General features: G+C 43.4%; 24 protein-coding genes and 8 tRNA genes. 6 read left to right on the forward strand and 26 right to left on the reverse strand.

Annotation, left to right across the window (positions count from 1 at the left end; all coding sequences use genetic code 11):
* Nucleotides 1–30 precede the first annotated feature (30 nt).
* From JQM81_RS04285 to JQM81_RS04295, 3 genes are read right to left on the reverse strand one after another with little or no spacing between them, the layout of a single operon-like run.
* Nucleotides 31–1587, reverse strand: a complete 1557-nt coding sequence (locus tag JQM81_RS04285; RefSeq protein WP_235232305.1) for an ABC-F family ATP-binding cassette domain-containing protein — start codon at nucleotides 1585–1587, stop codon at nucleotides 31–33.
* A gap of 9 nt (nucleotides 1588–1596) precedes the next feature.
* Nucleotides 1597–2436: a serine hydrolase gene (locus tag JQM81_RS04290; RefSeq protein WP_235232306.1), complete on the reverse strand. Its 840-nt coding sequence runs from the start codon at nucleotides 2434–2436 to the stop codon at nucleotides 1597–1599.
* A 19-nt stretch (nucleotides 2437–2455) separates the two neighbouring features.
* Entirely contained in the window at nucleotides 2456–3478 is a 1023-nt protein-coding gene (locus JQM81_RS04295) for an aldo/keto reductase (RefSeq protein WP_235232307.1), read from the reverse strand.
* Nucleotides 3479–3655: 177 nt separating this feature from the next.
* Here JQM81_RS04295 and JQM81_RS04300 point away from each other — a divergent pair, with 177 nt between their 5' ends.
* On the forward strand, nucleotides 3656–4078 hold the full coding sequence (locus tag JQM81_RS04300) for a bacteriohemerythrin (RefSeq protein ID WP_235232308.1): 423 nt from the start codon (nucleotides 3656–3658) through the stop codon (nucleotides 4076–4078).
* 99 nt (nucleotides 4079–4177) lie between these two features.
* Nucleotides 4178–5572, forward strand: a complete 1395-nt coding sequence (locus JQM81_RS04305; protein ID WP_235232309.1) for an alanine/glycine:cation symporter family protein — start codon at nucleotides 4178–4180, stop codon at nucleotides 5570–5572.
* Between the two features lie 10 nt (nucleotides 5573–5582).
* Here JQM81_RS04305 and JQM81_RS04310 read toward each other — a convergent pair whose 3' ends face one another.
* The 5 genes from JQM81_RS04310 to JQM81_RS04330 are packed head-to-tail and all read right to left on the reverse strand — an operon-like array spanning nucleotide 5583 to nucleotide 11971.
* Nucleotides 5583–7421 carry an alpha-amylase family protein gene (locus JQM81_RS04310; protein ID WP_235232310.1) on the reverse strand — a complete coding sequence of 613 codons (1839 nt, stop codon included), beginning with the start codon at nucleotides 7419–7421 and terminating at the stop codon, nucleotides 5583–5585.
* Nucleotides 7422–7473: 52 nt separating this feature from the next.
* Nucleotides 7474–8817, reverse strand: coding sequence for a glycoside hydrolase family 32 protein (locus JQM81_RS04315; protein ID WP_235232311.1), 1344 nt, complete (start codon nucleotides 8815–8817; stop codon nucleotides 7474–7476).
* Between the two features lie 28 nt (nucleotides 8818–8845).
* On the reverse strand, nucleotides 8846–9706 hold the full coding sequence (locus JQM81_RS04320) for a carbohydrate ABC transporter permease (RefSeq protein WP_235232312.1): 861 nt from the start codon (nucleotides 9704–9706) through the stop codon (nucleotides 8846–8848).
* On the reverse strand, nucleotides 9706–10578 hold the full coding sequence (locus tag JQM81_RS04325) for a carbohydrate ABC transporter permease (RefSeq protein ID WP_235232313.1): 873 nt from the start codon (nucleotides 10576–10578) through the stop codon (nucleotides 9706–9708). The genes JQM81_RS04320 and JQM81_RS04325 overlap by 1 nt, the downstream gene beginning before the upstream one ends.
* A 16-nt stretch (nucleotides 10579–10594) precedes the next feature.
* Nucleotides 10595–11971, reverse strand: coding sequence for an ABC transporter substrate-binding protein (locus JQM81_RS04330; protein ID WP_235232314.1), 1377 nt, complete (start codon nucleotides 11969–11971; stop codon nucleotides 10595–10597).
* 277 nt (nucleotides 11972–12248) lie between these two features.
* Between JQM81_RS04330 and JQM81_RS04335 the strand changes: the two genes are divergently transcribed.
* Nucleotides 12249–13295 (forward strand): LacI family DNA-binding transcriptional regulator, encoded by a 1047-nt coding sequence (locus JQM81_RS04335; protein WP_235232315.1) that lies wholly within the window; start codon nucleotides 12249–12251, stop codon nucleotides 13293–13295.
* A gap of 91 nt (nucleotides 13296–13386) precedes the next feature.
* On the opposite strand, the gene sdaAA is transcribed toward JQM81_RS04335, so the two are convergent.
* Complete coding sequence (gene sdaAA / locus JQM81_RS04340; RefSeq protein ID WP_235232316.1) at nucleotides 13387–14256, reverse strand: L-serine ammonia-lyase, iron-sulfur-dependent, subunit alpha; 870 nt, start codon at nucleotides 14254–14256, stop codon at nucleotides 13387–13389.
* A 23-nt stretch (nucleotides 14257–14279) separates the two neighbouring features.
* Nucleotides 14280–14954 carry an L-serine ammonia-lyase, iron-sulfur-dependent subunit beta gene (sdaAB, locus tag JQM81_RS04345; RefSeq protein ID WP_235232317.1) on the reverse strand — a complete coding sequence of 225 codons (675 nt, stop codon included), beginning with the start codon at nucleotides 14952–14954 and terminating at the stop codon, nucleotides 14280–14282.
* Between the two features lie 163 nt (nucleotides 14955–15117).
* Between sdaAB and JQM81_RS04350 the strand changes: the two genes are divergently transcribed.
* The 3 genes from JQM81_RS04350 to JQM81_RS04360 all read left to right on the forward strand — a co-directional run bounded on the left by JQM81_RS04350 (nucleotide 15118) and on the right by JQM81_RS04360 (nucleotide 17345).
* Nucleotides 15118–16239, forward strand: a complete 1122-nt coding sequence (locus JQM81_RS04350; protein WP_235232318.1) for a DUF4317 domain-containing protein — start codon at nucleotides 15118–15120, stop codon at nucleotides 16237–16239.
* A 76-nt stretch (nucleotides 16240–16315) separates the two neighbouring features.
* Nucleotides 16316–16398: transfer RNA gene (locus JQM81_RS04355), tRNA-Leu, on the forward strand.
* A 164-nt stretch (nucleotides 16399–16562) separates the two neighbouring features.
* Complete coding sequence (locus JQM81_RS04360; protein ID WP_235232319.1) at nucleotides 16563–17345, forward strand: hypothetical protein; 783 nt, start codon at nucleotides 16563–16565, stop codon at nucleotides 17343–17345.
* On the opposite strand, the gene JQM81_RS04365 is transcribed toward JQM81_RS04360, so the two are convergent.
* The 16 genes from JQM81_RS04365 to JQM81_RS04440 form a co-directional block, all read right to left on the reverse strand.
* A complete protein-coding gene (locus JQM81_RS04365; RefSeq protein WP_235232320.1) occupies nucleotides 17283–18200 on the reverse strand; it encodes a hypothetical protein in 918 nt (305 codons plus the stop codon). The genes JQM81_RS04360 and JQM81_RS04365 overlap by 63 nt on opposite strands.
* 25 nt (nucleotides 18201–18225) lie before the next feature.
* Nucleotides 18226–19152, reverse strand: coding sequence for a SufB/SufD family protein (locus JQM81_RS04370; protein WP_235232321.1), 927 nt, complete (start codon nucleotides 19150–19152; stop codon nucleotides 18226–18228).
* An 18-nt stretch (nucleotides 19153–19170) separates the two neighbouring features.
* Nucleotides 19171–19890: an ABC transporter ATP-binding protein gene (locus JQM81_RS04375; RefSeq protein WP_235232322.1), complete on the reverse strand. Its 720-nt coding sequence runs from the start codon at nucleotides 19888–19890 to the stop codon at nucleotides 19171–19173.
* A gap of 179 nt (nucleotides 19891–20069) precedes the next feature.
* Nucleotides 20070–21233, reverse strand: a complete 1164-nt coding sequence (locus JQM81_RS04380; protein ID WP_235232323.1) for a MerR family transcriptional regulator — start codon at nucleotides 21231–21233, stop codon at nucleotides 20070–20072.
* A gap of 82 nt (nucleotides 21234–21315) precedes the next feature.
* A complete protein-coding gene (locus JQM81_RS04385) occupies nucleotides 21316–21696 on the reverse strand; it encodes a hypothetical protein (RefSeq protein WP_235232324.1) in 381 nt (126 codons plus the stop codon).
* Between the two features lie 142 nt (nucleotides 21697–21838).
* Nucleotides 21839–21918: transfer RNA gene (locus JQM81_RS04390), tRNA-Leu, on the reverse strand.
* Nucleotides 21919–21971: 53 nt separating this feature from the next.
* A tRNA-Lys gene (locus JQM81_RS04395) sits at nucleotides 21972–22044 on the reverse strand.
* 7 nt (nucleotides 22045–22051) lie between these two features.
* Nucleotides 22052–22123, reverse strand: a tRNA-Gln gene (locus tag JQM81_RS04400).
* Between the two features lie 14 nt (nucleotides 22124–22137).
* Nucleotides 22138–22211: transfer RNA gene (locus tag JQM81_RS04405), tRNA-His, on the reverse strand.
* A 69-nt stretch (nucleotides 22212–22280) separates the two neighbouring features.
* Nucleotides 22281–22354 (reverse strand) — tRNA-Arg (locus tag JQM81_RS04410).
* A 53-nt stretch (nucleotides 22355–22407) separates the two neighbouring features.
* A tRNA-Gly gene (locus JQM81_RS04415) sits at nucleotides 22408–22478 on the reverse strand.
* An 8-nt stretch (nucleotides 22479–22486) separates the two neighbouring features.
* Nucleotides 22487–22561 (reverse strand) — tRNA-Pro (locus tag JQM81_RS04420).
* A 122-nt stretch (nucleotides 22562–22683) separates the two neighbouring features.
* A complete protein-coding gene (locus JQM81_RS04425) occupies nucleotides 22684–23163 on the reverse strand; it encodes a metallophosphoesterase family protein (RefSeq protein WP_235232325.1) in 480 nt (159 codons plus the stop codon).
* 16 nt (nucleotides 23164–23179) lie between these two features.
* The gene (rdgB, locus tag JQM81_RS04430; RefSeq protein WP_235232326.1) at nucleotides 23180–23809 is read right to left on the reverse strand and encodes an RdgB/HAM1 family non-canonical purine NTP pyrophosphatase; all 630 of its coding nucleotides are present in this window, start codon (nucleotides 23807–23809) and stop codon (nucleotides 23180–23182) included.
* A 17-nt stretch (nucleotides 23810–23826) separates the two neighbouring features.
* On the reverse strand, nucleotides 23827–24990 hold the full coding sequence (locus JQM81_RS04435) for a THUMP domain-containing class I SAM-dependent RNA methyltransferase (protein WP_235232327.1): 1164 nt from the start codon (nucleotides 24988–24990) through the stop codon (nucleotides 23827–23829).
* A gap of 200 nt (nucleotides 24991–25190) precedes the next feature.
* Entirely contained in the window at nucleotides 25191–25373 is a 183-nt protein-coding gene (locus JQM81_RS04440) for a hypothetical protein (protein ID WP_235232328.1), read from the reverse strand.
* Between the last annotated feature and the right edge of the window lie 263 nt (nucleotides 25374–25636).

Genomic DNA, 25636 nt, shown 5'->3' on the forward strand with positions numbered 1-25636 from the left:
TCTCTTCCTCCTCGTAAGTTTTGAACATATTTATACCAGTCTCGTGGTCCATTTCGTACAATCCCATACGTCTGTCGCAATTCCATCATAAAATTCTGGTTCGTGGCACACCATAAGAATACTTCCTTTATAATCAATCAGTGCTCTTTTCAGCTCATCTTTTGCCATTACGTCCAGATGATTCGTCGGCTCATCCAACACCAGAATATTGGACGGGCGGTTGATCAGCCTACACAGCCGAACCTTCGCCTGTTCGCCTCCTGAAAGCACCTTTACTTTACTTTCGATATGATTCGTGGTCAGACCACATTTTGCAAGGGCAGAACGTGCTTCGTATTGGGTGAATCCTGGGAATTCGTTCCAGATCTCTTCCAGACAAGTAGTCTCGATATCCGGCGGCATCTCCTGCTCGAAGTATCCGATTTCCAGATAATCTCCCTGCTCTACCGAACCTTCAAGCGGATCGATCAGTCCCAGAATACTCTTAAGAAGCGTGGTCTTTCCGATTCCATTTGCACCGGTCAATACAATCTTACTTCCTCTTTCCATCTCCAGATTCAGAGGTGAAGACAGGGGATCATCATATCCAATCACCAGGTCTTTGGTTGTGAAGATATATCTGCCCGGCGTCCTTGCGACCTTAAAGTTGAATTCTGGTTTCGGCTTCTCGGCTGCAAGTTCAATGATGTCCATCTTATCCAGCTTTTTCTGACGGGACATTGCCATATTTCTGGTCGCGACACGTGCCTTATTTCTTGCCACAAAGTCTTTAAGCTCCGCAATCTCTTTCTGCTGACGGTTATAGGCTGCCTCAAGCTGTGCTTTCTTCATTGCGTAGACTTCCTGAAATTTATCATAATCTCCTACATAACGTGTAAGCTGCAGATTATCCATATGGTAGATGAGATTAATGACGCTGTTCAAAAAAGGAATATCATGAGATATCAGAATAAATGCGTTCTCATAGTCCTGCAGATATCGCTTCAACCAGGTGATATGTTCCACATCCAGATAATTGGTGGGCTCATCCAACAATAAGATATCTGGCTTTTCAAGAAGTAATTTGCCCAGAAGAACTTTGGTTCGCTGCCCGCCTGAAAGATCAGTTACATCCCGCTCCAGTCCGAGTTCCAGAAGTCCCAGCGCTCTTGCAACTTCTTCTACTTTCGAATCTATCAGATAGAAGTCCCGATTAGTGAGCAGATCCTGAATGACTCCCAGTTCCTCCATATAGGCTTCCATCTGCTGTTCATCTGCATCTCCCATCTTATCACAGATCTCATTCATCCGCGCTTCCATATCGAACAAAGAATCAAAGGCACTTCTGAGAACGGATCCTATGGTCATGCCTTCTGTAAGGACTGCGTGCTGATCCAGATACCCGACCTTCACGTTCTTCGCCCATTCAATCTTGCCTTCATCCGGCATAAGCTTCCCGGTGATAATGTTCATAAAGGTAGATTTCCCCTCGCCATTTGCTCCAACCAGACCGATGTGCTCTCCCTTTAACAAGCGGAAAGAGACATCTTCAAAAATCGCACGATTACCAAAACCGTGCGATAAATGTTCCACATTCAGAATACTCATATAACCTCCTCAATCATTTACCATATATGTATGTATATCATCCAATGTATCGATCAATGGATCCAACAAGTCTATACGCTCACATGCATTACTCAATACGACCATTACATATGGATGTTCATCTGCCATCACAATTCCCGCATCATTCTGTACCATATAATAATCACTGGAATTGATCCAGCCTGCCTTGGAATATACCGTATACGTATCTCCTAATGTGTCATAGATACATGAATTCAAAGTATCTGTAAAAACAGATGCAAGCCACCGGGAATCTTCCGTATCACTCATAAAGTAATCATACATTTGCACCCACAAAAGTCCCAATTCTCTCGCTGTGATATCTGCCCACTTATCGATGAACTCTATATCACTACACCCGGCTTTTTCCATCCATTTTTGAAACACTTCTTTTCCATAAGTATTCCACAGCACTTTATATCCATCATTACTGGATATATGAATGGTCTCCTCTATCACAGAGCGCTGCTCATCCAGGCAAGACGGCACTTCCTGTGCCAGACAGACTATATAAGGCCCTTTGATGGTGCTGGCAGAATAATAGGTCTTTGTCTCGCGATAACTAAAACCCTGACCACTGTTCAGATCATACATCCAGAAGCTGACATTATAACCTTCTGCTTCAATTGCCTCCGTTTTATCTTCTAATTCCTTCTTTAATCTTGGTTCCGGTTCATGAACAACCATATCTATTGCCGATGAGACCACACTGGCTCCAACTGCATGCGAATATGTACTTGATTCAGCCGCCTTTCCTGTCATGGTGCAAAAGCTGATCAGAGTCATAAGGAAAGCACACACAATAAGAACCGATCTTCCCTTTTTCATAGCCTACCTCTTTCGTACTTTAGATTGCCTTTCCGGCCAGAACCTCCTGATAATCTTTGTAATTCTTCTTCAGAAGTTCCGGTGTATTCAGTCCATACGGGCATTTGGACTTGCACTGTCCACACTCCAGACACCCTTCAATCTTCTTCATCTTCTCCTGTGTCTCCTCTCCCAGATATGCAGCCGATGGCGCGCGCCGAAGAAGAAGTGACATTCTTGCACAGTTATTGATCTCGATTCCTGCCGGACATGGCATACAATATCCGCAGCCCCGGCAGAATTCCCCCTGCAGCTCCTGCTTATCTCTTGCAATCCTCTCTGCAATCTCTCCTTCCATCTTCGGTGGATTGTCCTGGTAGGATAAGAACTCATCCAATTCACGTTCTCTCTGGATTCCCCAGATTGGAAGGACGTTATCATATTGATTCATATATGCATAAGCCATCTCTGAATGATTGATCAGCCCTCCAGCCAGAGCTTTCATCGCCAGAAATCCCATATCCTTCTCTTTACACTGCTCTACAAGATTCAGTTCCTGTTCTGAACTCAGATAGCTGAACGGAAACTGCAATGTGTCATAGAGCCCACTGTCTATTGCTTCCTGGGCCACCGCAAGACGATGGTTCGTAATTCCGATGAATCGGATCTTTCCCTGCTTTTTCGCTTCCAGCATTGCATCATATAACCCATCTTCTCCACCCGGTTTCGGACAGAATGCCGGATTATGAAACTGATATACATCTATATAATCAGTCTGCAGCTGTTTCAAAGATTCCTCAAGATCCTTCCAGAAGCCTTCCGCATCCTTAGCCATTGTTTTGGTCGTAATAAAGATATCTTTCCGCACATCCGACAGTGCATACCCAATCTTCTCTTCACTGTCGGTATACATCCGAGCGGTGTCAAACAGCCGCACTCCGTTCTCATACGCTTTTTGCAAAATCTTCGCTGCATCTTCCTTACTGATCCGCTGAATCGGCAGCGCCCCAAATCCATTCTTATTTACCACAATATTCGTTCTTCCTAATCTGACAGTATCCATAATTCTCCTCCTTCGTCTTATGTATTATCTTAGCACATCCTTTCACCTCTGACCAGAGGACAACACTGGATGAAATGTTGATAAAAATATAAATTTGGTTTTTCTTTCTGATAGCGTTGTTAATTGTTCCTTATCATGTTATAATTTTATCAAATGATTAGACAGGAGGCGTGCATTATGTATGCAGAATTTAGTGACAACCTAATAACCGGTAATGAGATGATCGATTCTCAGCACAAAGAACTGATCTCTAAGATTAATGACGTTCTGAAAAGTTGCGAACAGAGCAATGATAAATTAGTCGCAGTAAAGACTCTGGACTTCTTGGAAGAATATACAGAATATCATTTCTCCGCAGAGGAAGCACTTCAGAGAGAGATTGAATATCCAGGCTACGATAAGCATAAAGCTCAGCATGACGCTTTCAAGCAGACGATCGCTGATCTTCAGGATATGCTTCAGGAAGAGGAAGGTCCATCTCCAGCTTTTGTAGCAAAGGTTCAGGAAAAGGTCGTTGAATGGCTTTATGTACATATCGAAGGCTTTGATCGTTCTGTTGCAGAATACAAATTTATGCGCGAGAACAATGCAAGACTTTAACAGCGATATCAGATTTTGATTCATAATCATAGCGCCCAGCTATAAGCTGGGCACTATTTCTTATACATTTTATTATATTATTAACAAAGGAGACCTATTATGGCAATGACCATCTTCCATTCCATCTATCAACTTTTATGGGGCGATCTCATTACCATTCCATTACCCGGCGGCAGTTCCGTGGGGATTTCCCTGTTAGTACTGATATTGATTCCATCCGGCATCTACTTTACCATCCGGACCCGGTTTCTTCCTGTCCGCCTTTTCCCGGATATGATGAAAGTTACAATTGAAAAAAAGGCATCTTCTCAGAAGGATTCCATCTCTGGACTGCAGGCATTGATTATCTCCACTGCGACCCGTGTCGGTATGGGGAATCTGGTCGGTGTGGTAGCTGCAATATCCGCAGGTGGCGCCGGTGCCGTCTTCTGGATGTGGGTGACAGCTCTTCTGGGTTCCTCTACAGCATTCGTTGAGGCGACCCTGGCACAGCTTTACAAAGAAAAGGATCCCTTATATGGCGGATATCGCGGTGGTCCTGCCTACTATATCCACCATTTATTTATCAAAAAAGACAGCACCCGCAGGCATTCTGTTATCGCCATTTTATTCGCAATCTCTGGTCTGATCTGCTGGTGTGGCATCAGCCAGGTCATTGGGAATTCCGTTTCTTCGGCGTTTGAAAATGCCTTTCATATTCCACCACTCTATACGACGATTCTACTCGTCCTTATTGCCGCAATTATTGTACTTCGCAAAAACGCGACCGTAAAAGTGCTGGATATTATCGTACCGATTATGGCAGGGCTCTATTTCTTCGTTACGATATTTATTATCGCAAAAAATATAACCCTGCTTCCTTCCGTTTTCCAGCAGATATTCTCAGAAGCATTCGGATTGCGTCAAGTCGCAGCCGGAGGTTTCGGTGCTGTGTTGATGAACGGTGTAAAGCGCGGACTGTTCTCCAATGAAGCAGGTTCTGGATCAGCGCCATGCGCGGCCGCCGCTGCTGATATCAACCATCCTGTCAAGGAAGGACTCTTGCAGGCATTCGGTGTCTTTATCGACACCATCGTTATCTGCAGCTGTTCCGCAATGATCATGCTTCTGACTCCATCCGCACTCACCGAAGGGCTTGTGGGCATGGATCTTCTTCAGGAGGCAATGCGCTATCATCTTGGAGAATTCGGAGTGATATTCATTGCTGCCACTCTGTGGCTCTTCAGTTTCTCGACTTTTATCGGTGTACTGTTCTATGCCAGATCAAATGTTGCCTACCTGTTTGGCGATAACTGGCTGTCACAGACATTGTATAAAGTCCTTGCACTGATCATGCTGTTCATCGGCGGACTGGCTGCATACACCTTCGTCTGGGATCTGGGAGATGTTGGAATCGGGATGATGACCATCTTTAATATGATTGCATTGATTCCATTATCACGCCAGGCAATTGACGCTTTAAAAGAATACGAACGCACAAAAAAACCTAGATAGCTACTTCCCTTTATTCACTTTTTCTGACACACCAGCGATACTGGTAAGGTGCCATCCATACTGACTGCATGCTCACTCTTTCTTTACGAAAGAGGTCTTCATACTGTGCATCAAGAGTCGGAAGACATGCCATCTTACCTTCCCCTGAAAAATTGGCAATACAGATCAGTTCTTTTTCTTTGAAAGTTCTCCGTATGGCAAATACCGACATCTGACAGGTATCCCACGTTGTCACATTAGCTTCATTGCGAAAGCATGGATTCTGTCTTCGTATCTGCTCCATCTTCTTAAGCCCTCTCCAGATCTCATTCTGGACAGTTCCCTTTTTCCTGCGAAGTTCTGCATTCTCCCAGTTAAAAGGGCTTCTATGCAGATAACGACTGTCTGCGGCAACATCCGGATTATTCTTATATCCATAATCGTTGACCTGGCCAATCTCATCTCCGGATGAGAGCATCATAAATCCCTTCAGGCTCATACATGCTGCATGCATCATCAAGACCCTCTGAATGCCTTGCTCTTTCTGCCAGTCATCCCCTTCGAATCCGCCCTTTTCGATTCCGCACAGACTTGCAGTTGTCCCACAACTTCTGGCATCTAGGCTAATCGGATCATAATTATACAGTTCACCTCTTGCAAAACTATCTGGGAACGTCCCTTCGAAGAACCGGTACAGATACTCCTTATGTCTTAATGGATCAATCTGGAGATTTCTTTCCTGTTCTTCATCCAGTCCCCATCCGATATCATCATGACAGCGCAGATAATTGACGAAATAACAATTATCAGGGAGACTGTGAATGACATCCATCTGATGTTTCAAAAGTCTGGTGTCCTGTGTAGCCAGGGCCGCCCACAGATTGACCATACTGGATACTCCATACAGCATATGGCATTCCGGTTCTTCCTTCGTACCGAAGTATACCGGCAACTCTTTCGGCGCCATAACGACCTCACCTTTTAGGATAACTCCCGGACATACAATCTCCAGAATCATTCGAATCATCCGCACAATGGTATGCACCTGTGGCAGATTCCTGCAGTTTGTTCCAAGTTCTTTCCAGATATACGGGACTGCATCGATTCGAAAGATCTCCACACCCATATTCGCCAGATACAGGATATTTCCCACCATCTCATTAAACACTTTTGGATTGTGGTAATTCAGATCCCACTGATATGGGTAAAATGTAGTCAGTACAAATCTTCGCATCTCTTCACACCAGGTAAAATTCCCCGGTGCCGTAGTCGGAAATACCTGAGGCATCGTCTGCTCGAATCTTGATGGAATATCATAGTTGTCATAACACTGATAACGTTGCATATATTCCCATTCTCCTGCCTTGGCGCGCATTGCCCACTCATGTGTATCCGCCGTATGATTCATGACAAAGTCAAGACAAAGACTGATTCCCCTCTCCCGCAATGCTTTTGTAAGTTCTTCCAGGTCCTCATTCGTACCAATCTCCGGGTCAACCGTTCGAAAGTCTTCTATTGCATATCCTCCGTCGTTATACGGATGTGGCATCTTCAAAAGCGGCATCAGATGCAGATATGTAATCTTCTGCTCTGACAGATAATCCAGGTTCTGGATCAGTCCCTTCAGATTACCTGCAAATAGATTCGGATACATGGTCATTCCCAGCATATTTTTATCTCTGAACCAAAACGGATTCTTTTCTCTTTTGCTATCCAGTTCCTTCAATTCTGGGGATCTGTTTTTAAAAAATGACTCCATCGATAGAAACAACTCTTCATAGCTACGGTCATCCTGGTACAACGACATGTATTTTTCATATAGCTCCTGTCCATGGAGCTGCATTCTTCGTTTATAATCTTTATCTTCCATTTTATTTCCTGCTTACATTTCGTTCCATCATATCTAACACCATAGTGACTCCTTATCTGTCAGAATTATGGCGCAGATATGTAATATTATTTTTATCGGTTTCTACTTCTATAATGTCTGTCAGGCCATATACTACCTGGCTGATAACATATTCCCCATCGTTGATATATATTTCAACCAGATTCCTATCCACGAAGATCTCCAGCCTACATTCACCAGAAACTTTTGGACTCTTTGCTGTCAATGCATACTCTTTCAGATCTGCAAAGACTTTACTCCGATCCGTCAGAATACGCCTGTCACACCTTTGAATCTGATAACCACCAATGTTGAGCTTCTCTCCTTCTTCCAGACATACTTTTATGCAAAATGGCTCCAACGGATTCCACTCTTGTGAAGATGCTGCCACTTCGTTAAAATACTTCCTTACTTCAGGGTGCACCCTGTAACAGACATGCCCGTTCTCCACTTCAACCACACGTGGCAGACACATCATACCATTCCATTTAATTCCTTCAGCCTCTGTAACCGGCTGCGGCATACGCATCCAGGCAATCATGACTCTTCGGCCTTCGTGATCCAGATTCGTCTGTGGTGCATAGAGATCCATTCCATAGTCTACATACTGTACTTCTCCAGTCAATCGAAGATTGCACTGTTCCCGGTCGAATTCTGCCGTAGCACAGATTGCATGGTTCTCATAACCACAGGACCCATCTGCTATATACATGGCAGATCCTTCAAACACATGCACTCCATCTACCTCGAATATATCCGGGCATTCCAGAATCCTGCCAAAGCGTTTATCCTGAACCTGATTTTTAAACTTCCAGTTGATGCCGTCATGGCTCGTATAAAAGACTGCTCTTCCAACCTCTTCCCGATAAGTGCTTCCAAGTACCATGTAATAGGTATCGCCATCTTTCCACACCTTTGGGTCTCTGGTATGCGTCGGATGTGCCTGATCTTCATTCTGGTTCACCGGAATAATCTGCTTTTTATTTTTCCAGTTGTCAAAATGTATCCCATCCTTCGAGATCACCATCGCCTGGCTGGTTTCAAAGCGGTTATCCTTCGCCATATGAATATTCTCACGGTCTGATTCCAGATATTTTACTGCCGAATAATACAGGTACATCTCTCCGTCTTTCTCAAGCGCGCTTCCCGAAAAGACACCATTCTGGTCATAATCCTTCGTCGGAAATAATGCTACACCCAGATGCTCCCAATGAATCAGGTCATCGCTCACCGCATGCCCCCAGTGCATGGTCCCCCATACCGGAGCATACGGAAAAAATTGATAGAACAGATGATATCTGCCTTTAGAATAGATGAATCCATTCGGATCATTGATCCAGTTACCCGGAGCTCTTAAATGCAATTCTTGTTTTGTCATATTTATTCAGTCCTTTATTCTGTCAATTCTATTTTACTGCACCCGCAACTACACCACCGATAATCTGCTTCTGAAGCGCTACATACAGAATCAGAATCGGAATTACGCACAGTAACAATCCAGCCATAATTGTACCATAGTCTGCAGAATAGGTTCCATAGAAACTATAAGTAGACAACGGCAATGTCAATAATTTCTTATCTGTCAATACCAGTGACGGAAGCAGGAAGTCGTTCCAGAACGCCAGTGAATTCAAGATTACCATTGTTGAGATGATCGGCTTCAACAGCGGCAGCACAATCTTAAAAAATGTCTGAGAGTGTGTACAGCCATCGATATAGGCTGCTTCTTCCAGTGCAATCGGAACATTTCCTTTGATAAATCCATGGAACATAAACACGGACATCGCCATGGAGAATCCTGTATGCAGGAAGATCAAAGTAATTCTGTGATTCAGAACGTTCAGTGTACCTCCATAGATACTTACCAATGGAATCATCAATGCCTGGAATGGGATAATCATGGATGCCACCATCAGTGCAAATGTAATCTTAGAGATTCCATTATTGTGTCGAACAATATAATATGCAAGCATTGCTGCCAGCAGAGTTACCAGCACCGTTGCGGAAGCCGTTACGATCAGCGAATTCTTGAATGCATTCAGGAAATCCATCTGTGTAAACGCTTTGACAAAGTTATCAAAAGACAATCCCTTGATTGTAAAAAGCCATGAAAATGGGCTCTTAATGATATCTCGCTTCTGTTTCAGCGAATTGATCACCACCATAAGAAAGGGGAACATATAAGCAATAAAGATAATGATCAGGCCTGTCATTGCGAGAATGTTGGTTACTCTTTTCTTATTTCCACCAATTGTTGTACGGCTCATTATGCTTCTACCTCCTGTTTCTTTGTCAGATATACCTGAATACCACTAATACATGCTACAATGATAAATAAGATCAATGCCTCTGCCTGGCCGACACCAAACTGTCTGGATGTAAATGCCTTTTCATATACATGCATCGCTGCCATCTCTGTCGTTCCGTATGGTGCACCGGCAGTTAATGATAAGTTCAGATCATATACCATGAATGCGCGGGACAATGTCAGGAACAGGCAGATCGTCACAGACGACATCATCAGCGGCATAACAATATTCTTCATCTTGACCCATCCGGATGCTCCATCAATGCTTGCTGCTTCCATAACATCTTCATTCAGTCCCATAAAGCCAGCCACATAGATCAGGATCATATAGCCGGACAGCTGCCATACCGATACCAATACCAGTGCCGCAAATGCTTTCGTTGGGTCTGACAGCCAGGATACCTCGAACAATTTCCAGCCTGTGGTCTCTCCGATACTTACGAATACTCTGGAAAATACGAACTGCCATATGTAACCTAATACAATACCACCAATCAAGTTCGGTGTGAAGAATCCTGCACGGAAGAAGTTCTGTCCTTTGATTCCTCTTGTCAATAAATATGCAATTGCAAATGCGATCACATTGACCAGCACAACTACCAGAATCACATACTTGAATGTCAGAAGCAGTGATGTCCAGAACTGTGTATCCTTCATAACACCTGCAAAGTTCTTAAGTCCGATAAAATGCTTTTCGCTTGACACGCCATTCCAGTCCGTCAAAGTCAGATAGATACCATAGATAAACGGAACCATTACGACTGCAAAGAAGCAGAACATTCCCGGCAATGCAAACATACAGAAATCTTTTCCATTATTTTTTGATCTCATCTCTTATCCCTCTCTTCTATTCCTGTTCATCCCAATAGTCTTCAACAGACTCGATAAATTCTTCCCTGTCACTTCTGCCAGCCAGATATTTCTGCATTGCAGCTCCCAGCACAGACCAATGGTCATTCGGTACGATTGCCGCTGCATTGAATGCTCTGTCATTGTGAACCTTCTCATAGATATCACGTGCCAGCGGGTCACTTGGCTCATACGGATTATTCTGGAATGCCGGAATAATACTACAGGTCTTCACCAGCATCTGCTGCCCGATCTCACTGTATACAATCCAGTTCAGGAATTCCTTAGCTGCAGCCTGCTCCGTCTCAGACGCCTGCTGTCCATCCACCATCACCTGCTTTGACGGAGAAGCCTGAATCTTCTGATTTACAAAGTCATCTTCATCATTGTTCATAAAATACGGAAGAAATCCATATTCGTCGTCTTCTTCTGCTCCTGCTTCTTCCATATTCGGCCATGCCCAGTTTCCATTGAGCCAGATAGCCGTCTTGCCATCCACCAGATCGATTGCCATCTCATCGTAATCTGCTCCCAGCGGATCACCTTTTGCTACATTGTATTTCTTCAGTACATCGAACATATCCAGGAATTCTGCCATGCGGTCATATTTGGTCAGATTGATCTCTCCATCCTTGATCTGTTCAATACATTCCTGCGCCCCCTCAGAGGTTCCGTCATAAGTCTCATAGATATATTGCAGGTGGTGAGCACCCAGCGACCAGTCTTCCTTTGCAAGAGATACCGGCTTTTCAATTCCACCCTCGACCAGTCTATCCAACAACTCCTCAAATTCGTCCAGCGTTGTAATGGAATCTGGATCGAATGCCTCGCCCAGTGCATCTTCTATGATTGCTTTGTTGTAGATCAATCCACGTCCCTCAATACACAACGGGAAGCTATAGATCTTATCATTGACTCTTGTCACATAATCTTCAGCTTCAGCGACCCACGGCTCGTTCGTCAGATCTGCCGCCTTCTCTTCCGCCAGTGCAATTACATCTGTGGTGTCCAGAATTGCCAGTGTCGGAGCACTTCCTGCATTATACATGCTTACCACCTTCGTATACGGAGAATCTCCATCCGTAACCGGCATTACTTCTACATGCACACCAGACTTTTCTTCGAAGACTTCTCCCATCTTCTCTAATGCTTCCTGAATCTCGGCTTTCGTATTCAACAGCGTAATCTCCGTTCCTTCCAAAGAAGCATCATACGTAAACGTATCCACCGACATATCAATCGGTTCTTCTTCCTCCACCTCATTCGGGTCATCCGGATCACTGGCGAATCCGAATCTGCATCCGGTCAGTGTTGTTGTCATCAACGCTGTCACTAGCCCGAATGCAATGACTCTTGTAATAAGATTCTTTCTCATGACTATTCCTCCTAGAATTCTTATATTTCTTAGTTTCTTTGCATAAATAACCGGTAAAGTAACCGGTTACTTTGTAGTTTCATAATAACACCACACCATAGAGTCGTCAATGGTGAAAAATATCTTTCTAAAATTTTTGTTAAATATCCACGATTCCTGTCTTCTTTCATTGTACACTCTTCACATAACCGGTTACTTTACCGCTTACTCATTGCTCTTTTTTTTCGATTTTGCTATACTGATATTATTAGATTTTCAAAGGACAGGAAGCGGTTTTATGGCACCAAAAAAGAATGTAACATTTGATGACATTGCAAAATACACACATTTTTCCAAGACGACCATCTCCAGATATTTCAACAATCCAGACTCTCTGACTCTGGAAAATCAACAGATTATCTCAGATGCGCTTGTTAAATTAAATTACAAGGAAAATAAAGTAGCCAAGATTCTTGCAAACGGGAATACTGAGTTCATTGGTATCATTATTCCCAACCTATATCTCAACTACTATTCAGAGATGCTCAATCAGATTCTGTCTACTTATGAAACATTTGGTTATAAGTTTCTGGTTTTTGTTGGAAACGAATCGGAAGAAGCCGAGCGAAAATATATCCAAGAGCTTCTCGCCTACAAAATTGAGGGCCTAATTGTCCTAAGCCACACCATTCCTTCTAAGGAACTGGCCGACTTACAGATTCCACTCGTATCCATTGAGCGTGAGAATCAATATATCAGCAGTATTAACACGGACAACTACATGGGGGCTATTCAGGCTACCAGTCTGCTGGCTAAGCATGATTGTGATGTCCTGATCCATGTCAATTCTCCAACTCCAGAGTCGATCCCTGCTTACCGACGAATTCAGGGATTTCTTGACATCTGTGAACAGAAAGGACTGGAACACCGCATCTATATCAGGGATCTTGGCAACCAATATGAACAAGACCAACAATATCTCATGGAAATCATCGATGAACTGGAGCGCGACTACGCCGGGAAGAAAAAAGGAGTATTTATCTCCAATGATACGCACGCCAATGGTTTTCTGAATCTTCTTTTTCGCAGATACGGAACTCTGCCGGAAGATTATCTCCTTGTCGGCTTCGATAATTCTCCGATCTCCCGGGAGGCGATTATTCCAATCAGTACAGTCGGTCAGCAGATCGATAAGATCGCCTTTGAAGCAGTGAAACTATTAGACGGGCAGATCAAAGAAAGAAAGAAAAGAAAACCTGCACCGATTGGCGAACCAGTCCATAAAGTAATCACTCCGATCCTGTGCCGAAGAGAAACTACGGAAGGCTTCTCTTCATTCAAATAATACGACGAGAAATGCTCATGTTCCCAAAAGGTCCATGAGCCTTTCTCTAATTTCTGTCAAATATTCTCTTCCCAGTATATTTCCTCAGGCTCTACATATTCAGTCGTTCCACAACTTCTACTGCCTTCGGACTTCCTGCGACTCCGCCGACTCCAGTTTCGCGGAGACTTACATCCATCTTATCTCCTACTTCTTTCATAGCGTCAATGACCTGATCCACCGGAATCTGGCTCTCGATACCTGCCAGAGCCATGTCTGCTGCCGCCATGGCATTGACCGCACCGCCGACATTTCTCTTCACACATGGAACCTCTACCAGACCGCCTACCGGATCACATACCAGACCCATCAGGTTCTTCAGCGCCATTGCACAGGCATGTCCCTGTTGCTCTGTGTTGCCGCCTTTTACATAACAGATAGCCGCTGCGGCCATTCCCGAACCAGAGCCAATCTCAGCCTGACATCCTCCGGAAGCGCCTGCCAGATATGCTCGATTTGCAATAATCTGTCCCACACCCGCTGCCACATACATAGCTTCGATCATCTTCTCTTCCGGAACATCATATTCCCGATAATAAGTAACAAGAACAGCCGGAAGTACACCGCAGGCTCCTGCAGTCGGTGCTGCAACGATTCGCTTCATACATGCATTATTGCAACCCATCTTCAAAGCATTGGACATTACCTTTGCCATGTAATCGCCACACAGGGTATCCCCTTTTTCACGGTAGGCATCCATAAGCCCACCTTCTCTTCCAACCATGCGGCTTCTGGACAATTCATCCGGTTCATAGGCATCCAGCCCATCCAGCATTGCCTGCCACATGTGTTTCATTTGTTTCCAGGAATCTTCTTCCGTAACGCCTCTTTCTTCTGCATCTTCTAACTGAACCGCTTTCCAGAATTCAATTCCTTCCTTTTCGCATCTAACGCGCGCCTCTTCCATAGATTGATATGACATACGCTTTCTAATCCTTTCTTTCCCTATTCCGTCTCTCCATTTGCATTCAGGAACTTCACACGGATAATTCCCTGCTTGCTCTCCAGATCATCGATTGCCTCTTTTGGTACAACCTGATCCGTCTCAACTACCATAACAGCAAAACCACCACGCTTATCACGGAACACCTGCATCGTTGCGATATTAATCTCTGCATTGCTTAATGCCGATGCAACTTCCTTAATTCGTCCCGGCTCGTCCACATTGCGAATGATCAGCGTATTACTCTCTCCACTGAAGTTCACATCGATTCCATCCAGCTTACATACACGGATTCTTCCACCACCGATAGAATATGCCTGAATCTTCATGGTATTCACACCTTCTGCTTCCATAATAATCTGAGCAGTATTCGGATGTGCTTCTTTAATATCCTTATTCTCGATGGTAAATTCCATGCCTTCTTCTCTTGCAATCTCAAAGCTATTTGGAATCCTCATATCGTCAGGCTTCATTCCCAACAAGCCTGCAATCAGTGCCCGGTCCGTTCCATGCCCTTTCCCCGTAGCGGCAAACGATCCATGCAGATATACGGTAGCCTTCTTGGGCTGCCTTCCGAAAAGCTGTCTGGCAATCAGGCCAATCCTCGCTGCTCCTGCTGTGTGAGAACTGGACGGACCTACCATTACCGGTCCCAAAATGTCAAATATACTTCCCATTTCTTTTCCCTCTCTTTTTCTTATTTTGACATATATCTACTTTTATTATACTTGGGATTTCTATGGTTTACAACGACCAATTTCCCCACTCGCGTAATCTTGTAAATTTTCCTCGAATATGCTAAGATTGGGTACAGTCTGTATATAAGGGAGAGTGTAACTTATGAATAAGAAAGAAGTACTGGAAATCCGCAAGCAATTCACCCCGGAAAACTGCGCAATCACGCGAATCTGTGGCTGCTATGTGGACCATGAGAAAGAGAAAAAAGTCGAACTAAAAAAAGCTTTCTTATCCCTTCCAGAAGAAGAAGCTTTCAAATACTTTGATATTTTTAAACATACCTTGTCCGGAACCCTTGGGAAAAATCTCATTAATATGGAATTCCCACTGGAGCAGGAGCTAGGCGGAGGTACACAGGAATTCCTTCTTAAGCTGCGTGACAGTAAGCTGGAAGACGACCTTCTGGTAGAAGAATTCTATGATAAGATTATTGAAAATTATATCTACGCTGAGAATTATTACATCATTCTGATTCATGCAGTCTACGATGTTCCCGGCAAATCCACCGATGGTTCCGAGATGTTCGATGCCTCTGATACAGTCTACGAACATATTCTGTGCAGCATCTGTCCGGTCAACCTCACAAAAGCAGGTCTTACCTACAACGCATTGACCAATAATATCGAAGACCGCATCCGTGACTGGATCGTAGAAGCCCCAGTTAAGGGCTTCCTGTTCCCGGCCTTCCAGGATCGTGCCAGTGATGTACATAATATCCTTTATTATACCAAGAAACCAGAAGATCTCCAGCCAGAACTGATCAGCAATGTACTGGGGAGCACCATTCCTCTGACCGCCGGCGATCAGAAGACCACCTTCCAGACTATCATCAGTGATACACTAGGTGATGAATGCGATTATGAAGTCGTTCGCAACATCCACGACAATCTCAACGAGATGCTGGAAGGAAGCAAAGAAAACCCAGATCCTCTGGAACTGTCCAAACCAGATGTTAAGAATCTGCTCACCAGAAGCGGTGTTCCAGAAGAAAAGCTGGAATCCTTCGACGAAGAATTCCAGGAGATGGTCGGTGACAAGAACACCTTACTCGCATCCAACATCGCCAGTGTCAAGACCTTCCAGATTGAGACACCCGACGTGGTCGTAAAAGTCAATCCAGAGCGCTCCGACCTGGTAGAGACCCGCGAGATTGATGGCCGGATGTGCCTGGTCATTGCAATCGATGACCACCTGGAAGTCAACGGAATTGAAGTTCGAAAATAGTTCTGCCAATTTTTTTCAAAAAAACACAAAAAGTATTTGCCAAATGATGTTTTATGTGATAGAATATCTTTTGTTAGCGGAGATGGCGGAATGGCAGACGCGCTAGATTCAGGTTCTAGTGGGAGCAATCCTGTGAGGGTTCAAGTCCCTTTCTCCGCATCTATTATTTTTATAAAAAAACCGAAAACTTCACTGTTTTCGGTTTTTTTCTTTTCTACAATTCTAAAGAAAACCTTATGTCTTCGTGAACTTTTTGTGATATCCCTTGAGACTTTTGACTAAACATACTACAATAAGAAATCGTTTAAGGAGGGTTTGAGTATATGAGTATAAATGGTAACACAGTAAGGAAAGATACCGAGGATTTTTTTGGTGATGATTTCGAAGTCATATATCAGGAAGATTTCCCCGACCTAAACTTTTTTGAAGATGAAGATGACGATTACAGGGATGTTCTGTCGAATCTCTCAGAATTAGATGACGATGATGACATTGACTATCTGGAAGAAAATTATGATTATGATAAATATGAAGATGAGGAGGAAAACTCTTCTGAAGAAGATAAGAAGAAGCGCAAAAAGCGCCGCAGAGTACCGAATCTGCTCTCCCCTGCAGGAAAAGCTGCTAAAACCGGTGGAAAAATAATCTATAAAGCCGTTAATCTTTTGCTTCGCGGAGCAACTTTAATTTTAATCGCGATAATCACATATACACTGACTGTAAATTTCTGGAATAATTACAGTGCCTACGGAGATATTTTCCATGCTATTACAGACAAAAATTATATCTTAGGCGCTTATGCGGGGATTGCGTTATTCTTACTGCTTTTTGAGGTTATCACTTTTCTGATGGTGTTATTTGGCAGTAAAAAAAGCGGCCGCAAGGGCCGCTGTCAGGATACAGGACGAGGCCTGTTCTCTTTTGTATTTATCTTCGTAGGTTCTTACCTGGCTTACTTATTTCACGGATTCGTTCCGACATCTCTGAATCCACTCCAGGGAGTGCAAGGCGCACTTGCGGTATATGGTACTTTACACACAACATTACTTCCGCTTTGCGCCGCTGGCATTATCAGCTGTCTGATTCGGAAATTCCTGATCCGATAAGCGATTTTTTTCATACTCTTCGTCTTCCGTCTCTACCTGCTTCAGGAAATCAGCATCCTGAGACTTGAGCCGGGGGATGAAGCGTTTCGCGAATCTGCCCTTTCCACGATTCTTCACATAAAAATAACCAATCGTGGAAAATACAACTGCGCCAATAAAGTTAACGAACAGATCTTTCATAGTATCCAGAAGTCCGATATCCAGATAACCGCCAAGGCCCAGACTCTGTCCATTGACTACCACATCCGTGATATTGTCAATTTCAACTGGGGTGTTTGCTCCCGCCGGATCCAACATCACAGAGTGAATACTATGTACGATCGTATCTTTCTGCATGTCCAATCCAAAGAAAAGATCCATACTACATTCAAAGAATTCCCACAACACGCCGATCGTCATGGAAAAGCAGAATGCTACAATTGCCACGAACACTGGCGATAATTGTATTGAGAATTTTTTACTTCGGTTCAGGATATCTACCAGTGCGAACCCAATTGCCGCTGCCAGGAATCCGTTGATCGTATGCAGCGCGGTATCCCAGAACGGAAACCTGATATAATAAGCTTGGATCTCTCCAAGGATTTCTGCTGCAAATATAAAGATTAATATCGTAATTTCCAATGCAGTAGGCAGTTCTATTTTCAGATTAATCTGTATAAAGCTTGGAACAAAAAGCAGTAATAATGTCAGAATACACAAGAATACATTTTCATAATTCTTATTAAATATCTGAAGCACCATCATCAATATTACCAGCATACGAAGAACCACATACACAACAAATGAGCTTCTGTGCTCTCTTAGTTCCATATGCATTGCTTTTTTCCATACTTTCAGTCTTTTTTTAATCTTCATCTGATGTCCTTTCTCTGCACATCTCCTAATTCAGGAAATTTTCAATAATAATGGATTCTGCTTCCTCCTCCGTCATACCCAATGTACGCAGTTTCACAAGTTGTTCATCATTAATTCTTCCGATTGCCGCTTCATGGATAATTGCCGCATCCAGATGTCTTGCATTGATCTCCGGAATGGAGCTTACTTCTGCATGATCCATGATGATGGAATCACACTGTACATGAGCATGGCACTTGGCATTCCCTACCGCCTTCGGGTGAAATACCTGCTTAGACTCGCCTTTTGCAACAGATCTGGAGATAATCTGCGCGGAGCTTCCCTCTCCATTCATCTGCACTTCCATATTGGATTCTGCAGTCTGACTGTCATGCGTCATTAATTTTTCAATCACATATAACTTGGAATTTGCTCCCATCTCAACATCCGTCTCACGAACTGTAGAATCTACACCTTTAATCTGTGCTGTATCCAGTGTAAATACAGCATCCTCTTCCAGATAAATCTTTGTGACTGGATTCAGCACTCTGGCACCTGTGCCTTCCCCTTCCCCATAATGCTTCTCCTCATAACGGACATTCGCACCCTTTCCCACATGGAAAGAGTGGATTCCATCATGACGGCTTTCGTTACAGCCACTGTTGTGAATTCCGCAGCCGGCTACAATCGTTACATCCGCACCTTCTGCAACATAGAAATCATTATATACTACATCTGTCATACCGGAAGCATCTACCACGACCGGGATATGTACCTGCTCTCCTCTAGTCTCTCCGTCAATATAGATGTCAATTCCTGACTTTTCTTCCTTTTTCTTAATCTTAATATGCTCGCTGTCTCCGTGACAAAGAGCAACTCCATTATGGCGCAAATTAAAAGCTCCTTTTTGCTGGAAACCAGATCCATCGATCTGCTCTAATATCTTTTTTGTAATCTCATCTAATGTGGCCATCTCTAACACTCCTCTCTCTTAGCAGTTCATGCAGGCGCAGCTGTCACCCTTATCCAACAATGTCGGAAGAATCTCATCTTTTGGTCCGATTGCGCCAATATTGCCATCCTCAATTACCATAATCCGGTCTGCCATCTGGATAATACGCTCCTGATGAGAGATAAGGATCAGGCTTTCTTCCTTTTTACTGTGAATCTTTTCAAACTGCTGAATCAACATAGAAAAACTCCAGAGATCAATCCCCGCCTCCGGCTCATCAAAGATACATAACTTATGCTGCTTTGCAAGCACAGTCGCAATCTCCAGGCGTTTCATCTCTCCGCCGGAAAGAGTTGCATCTACTTCTCTTTTCAGATATTCCTGTGCACACAGCCCGACACTGCTTAGCAATGCACAGCATTCCGGCTCTGACAGCTTATGTCCTGCCGCCAGAGACAATAACTTATCCACCGTCATACCCTTGAATCTTGGCGGCTGCTGGAATGCGAAACCAATTCCCGCATTGGCGCGATGATTAATATCATAAGAAGTAATATCCTCTCCGTCCAGTATGATCTGGCCTTCATCTGCCTGTTCAATTCCCATCAACACCTTGGCAAGTGTTGATTTTCCACCACCATTCGGTCCAGTAATGACAAGCATCTCACCATCTTTAACATCAAAACTGATACCCTTGACGATGCTTCTCTCTATTCCATTTTCATTCACCTTGAATGTCAGATTTTTTACTTCCAGCATATCTGCTTACGCTCCTTTTCCAACTGTATTTTCCAATATATTCTCCTATTATTAATATACACATACTTCACATTATAATCGGTTTTTTCTTTTGTTGCAACATATGGTTTTCCGGACACACATAAAATAGCCTTAATAAAAAGAGCCCGCACGCGAGCTCTTTTATCCAGATTCTCTGATTATCTTAAGATCGTTGTTCCTCTTGACTTGCCCTGCATTGTAAATGCCGCACCGGCGATATTCATCATCTTCGTTGCACTTACGATTGCATAATACCGGCCTCCTCCGCTCTTCGGAGCATCTCCGATTACATGGAACCAGCTAAGTCCAATATATATCGTAAATATAAATGACATCACCGCTGCCGGTATCCACAGGTCACTTAGAATTCCTGCCAACACAGTCAGGATGATTGCATACACAACGGCCATCCCCAGAACATATCTTGCTTTTGAGAAAAATGCTTGTTTTTTCCCTGATAACAGGAAGAGCAGAAGTACATATAGCACCATCGCCAGCCAGAAAATCGCAAGATACATTCCACTTATGGTCTGATTCTTCACTTCTTCTGTACTAAACACACTGCGTACAGCCAATGATATTCCCGCAATAAACGGTGTCAGAACCAAAGCCTCCAAGTGGAAGAATACCGTCAGAGCTTTGACATTTGCGGTAAAATACATACCAATATAGCATATCAAACAGACAATTACCGCCAGAATCAGCCATTTCCACTGGTCAAAGAACAAGGTCTGGCGATTCAAGATCTCTCCCGGATTACTTTTTATCGCTGCAATTCTCTTACTCCATGACATTCCTTCATATCTCAAAAAGAAATCCCCAAATAACAGTGCAATAACTGCATTCATGAAATATCCCCACACAAGCATCCATGTCAGATTCTTGTTCAGCTGTCCCAGCGTCAGTATCTCCTTGGTAATATCTTCTTTCCAGATCTTCTCAAACTGCTCTTCCCAGATATCCTTTTCCTCACCCAATATCTGTTCATCCACTTCTTCAAAGGAAATATCCAGCTGTCGGATTGTTCTGCACACCTTTTCAATCTCTCGCAGATTCTTCTCTTCCTCACTGATCCGCTCCAGGCGCTTCTCCATAACCTCATCCAGCGAAAGGGCCCCCGCATTCAACATCTTAACATCCGATATCGGAATTCCCAGCGCCCTCAAGACTTTGATTCGTTCCAGATTCTTTACATCCTCTTCTGAATACTCACGGTAATTGTTCTCCCGATTTCTGACTGGATTCAAAAGGCCTTCCTCTTCATAATAACGGATGTTCGCTCTGGTAATCCCCACCCTTTGTTCTACTTCCTTAATCTTCATACGAATCCCTTCCTTTCGTTCTTATATGATGCGATTGTAGGGTATCAAGTTCCCTGAAGGTCAATATATTTCCTGAAATAATTTATTTCCACACAATATCTGCCAAATGTATTTTCTCTATATGAGAATTCCAATCTTCTTTACTATATATCTTCTTATAGAAATTATCTACTTTTATCGTTTCTTTTCCAAATAATCCCCTCTTCTTCTTACAATAATAAACCGTTACTTTCCCATAATATTCCTGGCTTACTCCTGTTGACCGGAAAGTTCCTGACATTGGAGGTATGCCCAGGGTCCTTTTGTCAAAACTAACCAGTAATAAATGATCTTCCGGAACAGGATTGCCAGAAATTATCGAAACGCAGAATTGATTGACACTATCTTTTCTATCATAAAATTCTAAGTCTATTTCTTCCACTATAGCCTTTCTAATCTCATCTATTTCTTTATCATATTTCATATCGATCCCTCCTCTTTCTTTATTTCTTATAGCAATTGTAAAGTATCAAGTTCCTTGAAGGTCAATACTATCCCTGTAAAAAGATGTCTATACGGACAAAAAAAGCCCCAACCCCCTGAAATCGAAAGGCTGAGACTTTCACTGCGGATGACAGGAATCGAACCTGCACGGTCTCCCACTAGATCCTAAGTCTAGCGCGTCTGCCAGTTCCGCCACATCCGCATAATCCATATAAATGATATCAAAAGGGACCAGCATTCTGATCCCTTTTTTAGTGAGCGTGCGGGGATTCGAACCCCGGACAACTTGATTAAAAGTCAAGTGCTCTACCACCTGAGCTACACGCCCATAATAACTGGGCTAGTTGGATTCGAACCAACGAATGCAGGAGTCAAAGTCCTGTGCCTTACCGCTTGGCGATAGCCCAATAAAAAGAAAAAAGGTGGGTAAAGGGACTCGAACCCTTGATATCCAGAACCACAATCTGGCGCGCTAACCAACTGCACCATACCCACCATATATATTACTTATCGAACTATTGATGTCCAACTAAGTACCACCTTATTCAATTTTTGTGGTTCTAACGAGCCTGGGGGGATTCGAACCCTCGACCTACGGCTTAGAAGGCCGTTGCTCTATCCAGCTGAGCTACAGACTCATAAGACTAGCTCCTTAGAACTATACTTCTTAAATCCCTTATGGCTTTAAGAAAGCGGGTGATGGGAATCGAACCCACGTATCCAGCTTGGAAGGCTGGTGTTCTACCATTGAACTACACCCGCAAAGTCTATCGGGGTGACAGGATTCGAACCTGCGACCTCCTGGTCCCAAACCAGGCGCTCTAGCCAAGCTGAGCCACACCCCGATATTTTATTTTCGTGTCATTTATGTCTTCATCTCCGTGACACAATAGTTATTATATAGCAAGGCTCTCAGCTTGTCAACAACTTTTTTCACTTTTTTACAGTACTTTTTACAACGCACTTTTTACAGATATCGTAATGAGAATTCTATCCTGTCTCCGCCCCCAATTTCCATCACCATATAACTGGGCCTGCGACCTTCTTGCCTTGGATACGCAATGCTTCCCGGATTCAATGTAATAAGATCTTCTTCTCGAGTCAATGTCGGTTTGTGTGTATGACCATACATCACAATATCCGCTCCTCGTGCTCTTGCTTCTTCTTTTAATCGTTCTTCTCCCATAGAGACATAGTAATAATGTCCATGGGAAATAAACATATGATAACCACCCATCATAAACTCTTCTTCACCCGGAAGATCGGAAAAGAAGTCATTATTTCCTCTTACAATATGTGTAGGGCAGTCTGCCAACGCTGTGATATAATCTTCTCCACCCTCGACATCTCCGAGATGAATCAACATATCCATTGGCTTTTCTTCCTCCAGTACCTTTTCCAGATTCCTGTGCGAACCGTGTGTATCGCTTACAATCACTACCTTCATAAGTATCCTCGCAATCTTATCTTTCTCTGGATTCCAGTTTTTTCTCCAGAATCTTTCTCATCTTTCTTAAGCCTTCTCCTCTGTGACTGAGTTCATTCTTCTTCTCCGGTGCAAGCTGCGCACTGGTACATCCATACTCCGGAAGATAGAATATCGGATCATATCCGAACCCATTTTCCCCCGCAATCTCATACCCGATGATTCCTTCCATCGTTCCTCTGACCACTTCACTGCTTCCATCCGGGAACGCAGCCGCAATGGCACAGACGAATCTGGCAGTTCTTTTTTCATCCGGCACGCCATCTAATCGGTCAATAAGGTTCTGATTCTTGATATCGTAAGAAGTATCTTCTCCCATATATCTTGCTGAATAGATTCCCGGCTCTTTGTTCAGATAATCAATTTCCAGGCCTGAATCATCTGCCAGAACCACCGCATTTTTGTATTTCGGCATATTCGCCGCTGCTTCTGCTATTTTGGTCGCTTTTATCAAGGCGTTTTCCTCAAATGTCTTTCCATCCTCTACCACATCTGCCGTAATTCCCGCTTCCTTCTGGGACAGAATCCCCATTCCCAGATCTTCGAGAATCATACGAATCTCTATCATCTTATGTGCATTGCCTGTTGCAAATATAATCTTTTCCATCTGTTTCCTCCCCTTTATTATTTCTCCTGTTGTTCTCTGGGCCGTCTGGGCGGTTTTGGCCCCAGGAACTGGTAAAAGTATGTTTTTAACATGCCATTATAAATCTTACGGTTCTTATCCGCCTTTCTTCCAAAATACCTCTCTGCTTCTTCATAAGAAGTAATCATGTATGCAGACCAGGAATCCAGTCGTTTGAAACTGTCGCCAAATGCTCTGTATAATTGCGGCAAGTCTTTCTTGTCTTCCAGACGCTCTCCATAAGGTGGATTCGTAATGATAAATCCATACTTCTTCGGATGGCTTAAGTCTTTGACGTCTCTTTCCTGAAAATGAATCAGATGTCCAACGCCTGCTTCTTCTGCATTTCTTCTGGCTATCTTAACAACTGAACCATCCAGATCATATCCCTGAATATCCACATCAACCTCGTCATCAATCAAGTCATTGGCCTCATTGACTGCATCGTACCATAACTTCCTCGGAATCAGATTCGTCCATTCTTCCGCCGTGAAAGACCGGTTCATTCCTGGCGCAATATTTGCCGCCATCATAGCCGCTTCAATCGGAAATGTTCCGCTTCCGCAGAATGGATCTACCAGAATCCGGTCTTTCCTCCATGGTGTCAGCATGATCAATGCCGCTGCTAACGTCTCCGTAATCGGTGCTTTTCCTGAAACTTCACGATATCCACGCTTATGGAGGGATATTCCTGATGTGTCAATTCCAATAGTAACCACATCTTTCATCAAAAATACCCTCACCGGATAGGATGCCCCATCTTCCGGGAACCATTCCATATGATAATGCTCCTGCAGCCGCCTTACCATAGCCTTTTTCATAATCGACTGTATATCAGAAATGCTGAAAAGCTTACTCTTCACAGAAGCAGCCTTCGCAACCCAGAACTTTCCATCTTTCGGAATATAATCTTCCCAGGGAAGACTCTTCGTCTTTTCGAACAGCTCATCAAACGTCACCGCCGTGAAGCTCCCGACTTTCCACAATATTCTCTCCGCTGTACGCAAAAATATATTAGCACGGCAGACTGCGTCCGCATCCCCATAGAAAGTGACCCTTCCGTCTTCGACTTCTGAGATCTCATATCCCAGATCAAGAATTTCTCTTTTTAATACCGCTTCCAATCCAAAATGACAGGGCGCGATCAATTCAACTTTCTTCATATAATAATCTCTCTGTTCTCCAATTCTGTCTATTTACTTTTCCATCTTACTTTCTTTCTATAGCACTTGTCAACTCACACCGAAAACTTTCTGTTATCCTGTTAAAATCGGAAATATTTTTATACAAAAAACACCGCCTGCGGTAATCATTTTCCACAGACGGTGCTTTCGTTCTTCAGTTTCTATTCTGTCAGATCAGATTAGTATTTATCACCGAAGTTTGTGCTGTTCGCATTCTTGTTCTTTGAAGTTGTACTCTGTGTAGATGCATTTCTGTTAGATGCATTCTTATCAGATGCGTTTCTGTTAGATGTGTTCTTGTCAGATGCATTTCTGTCAGATGTATTCTGACTGTTGTTAGATGAACTATAATTCTTAGCCATGTTAATTCCTCCTAATCTTTTTGGTTACGAGGTTATTATGTCCACGCTCTCAGATTTTATGTATCTTTTTCACAAAAATGCTCTTGCAAATATATTAAGTTTTTTTTAATTTTTAACTTGCTTTTTGAACCACCCTATATCCTGACTTTTGCAAGAAAATAAGTATAAAATACCCGTCAAGCCCAATAAATACAGGGCCTGGCGGGTTTGCCATTTTGTCATATTTTCATGGCGTTTTTTCCTTTGGAATGAAAAAAGTGAAA

Origin of the sequence: Faecalicatena contorta (genome assembly GCF_021531895.1) — a bacterium.
Classification (GTDB): Bacteria; Bacillota; Clostridia; order Lachnospirales; family Lachnospiraceae; genus JAFBIX01.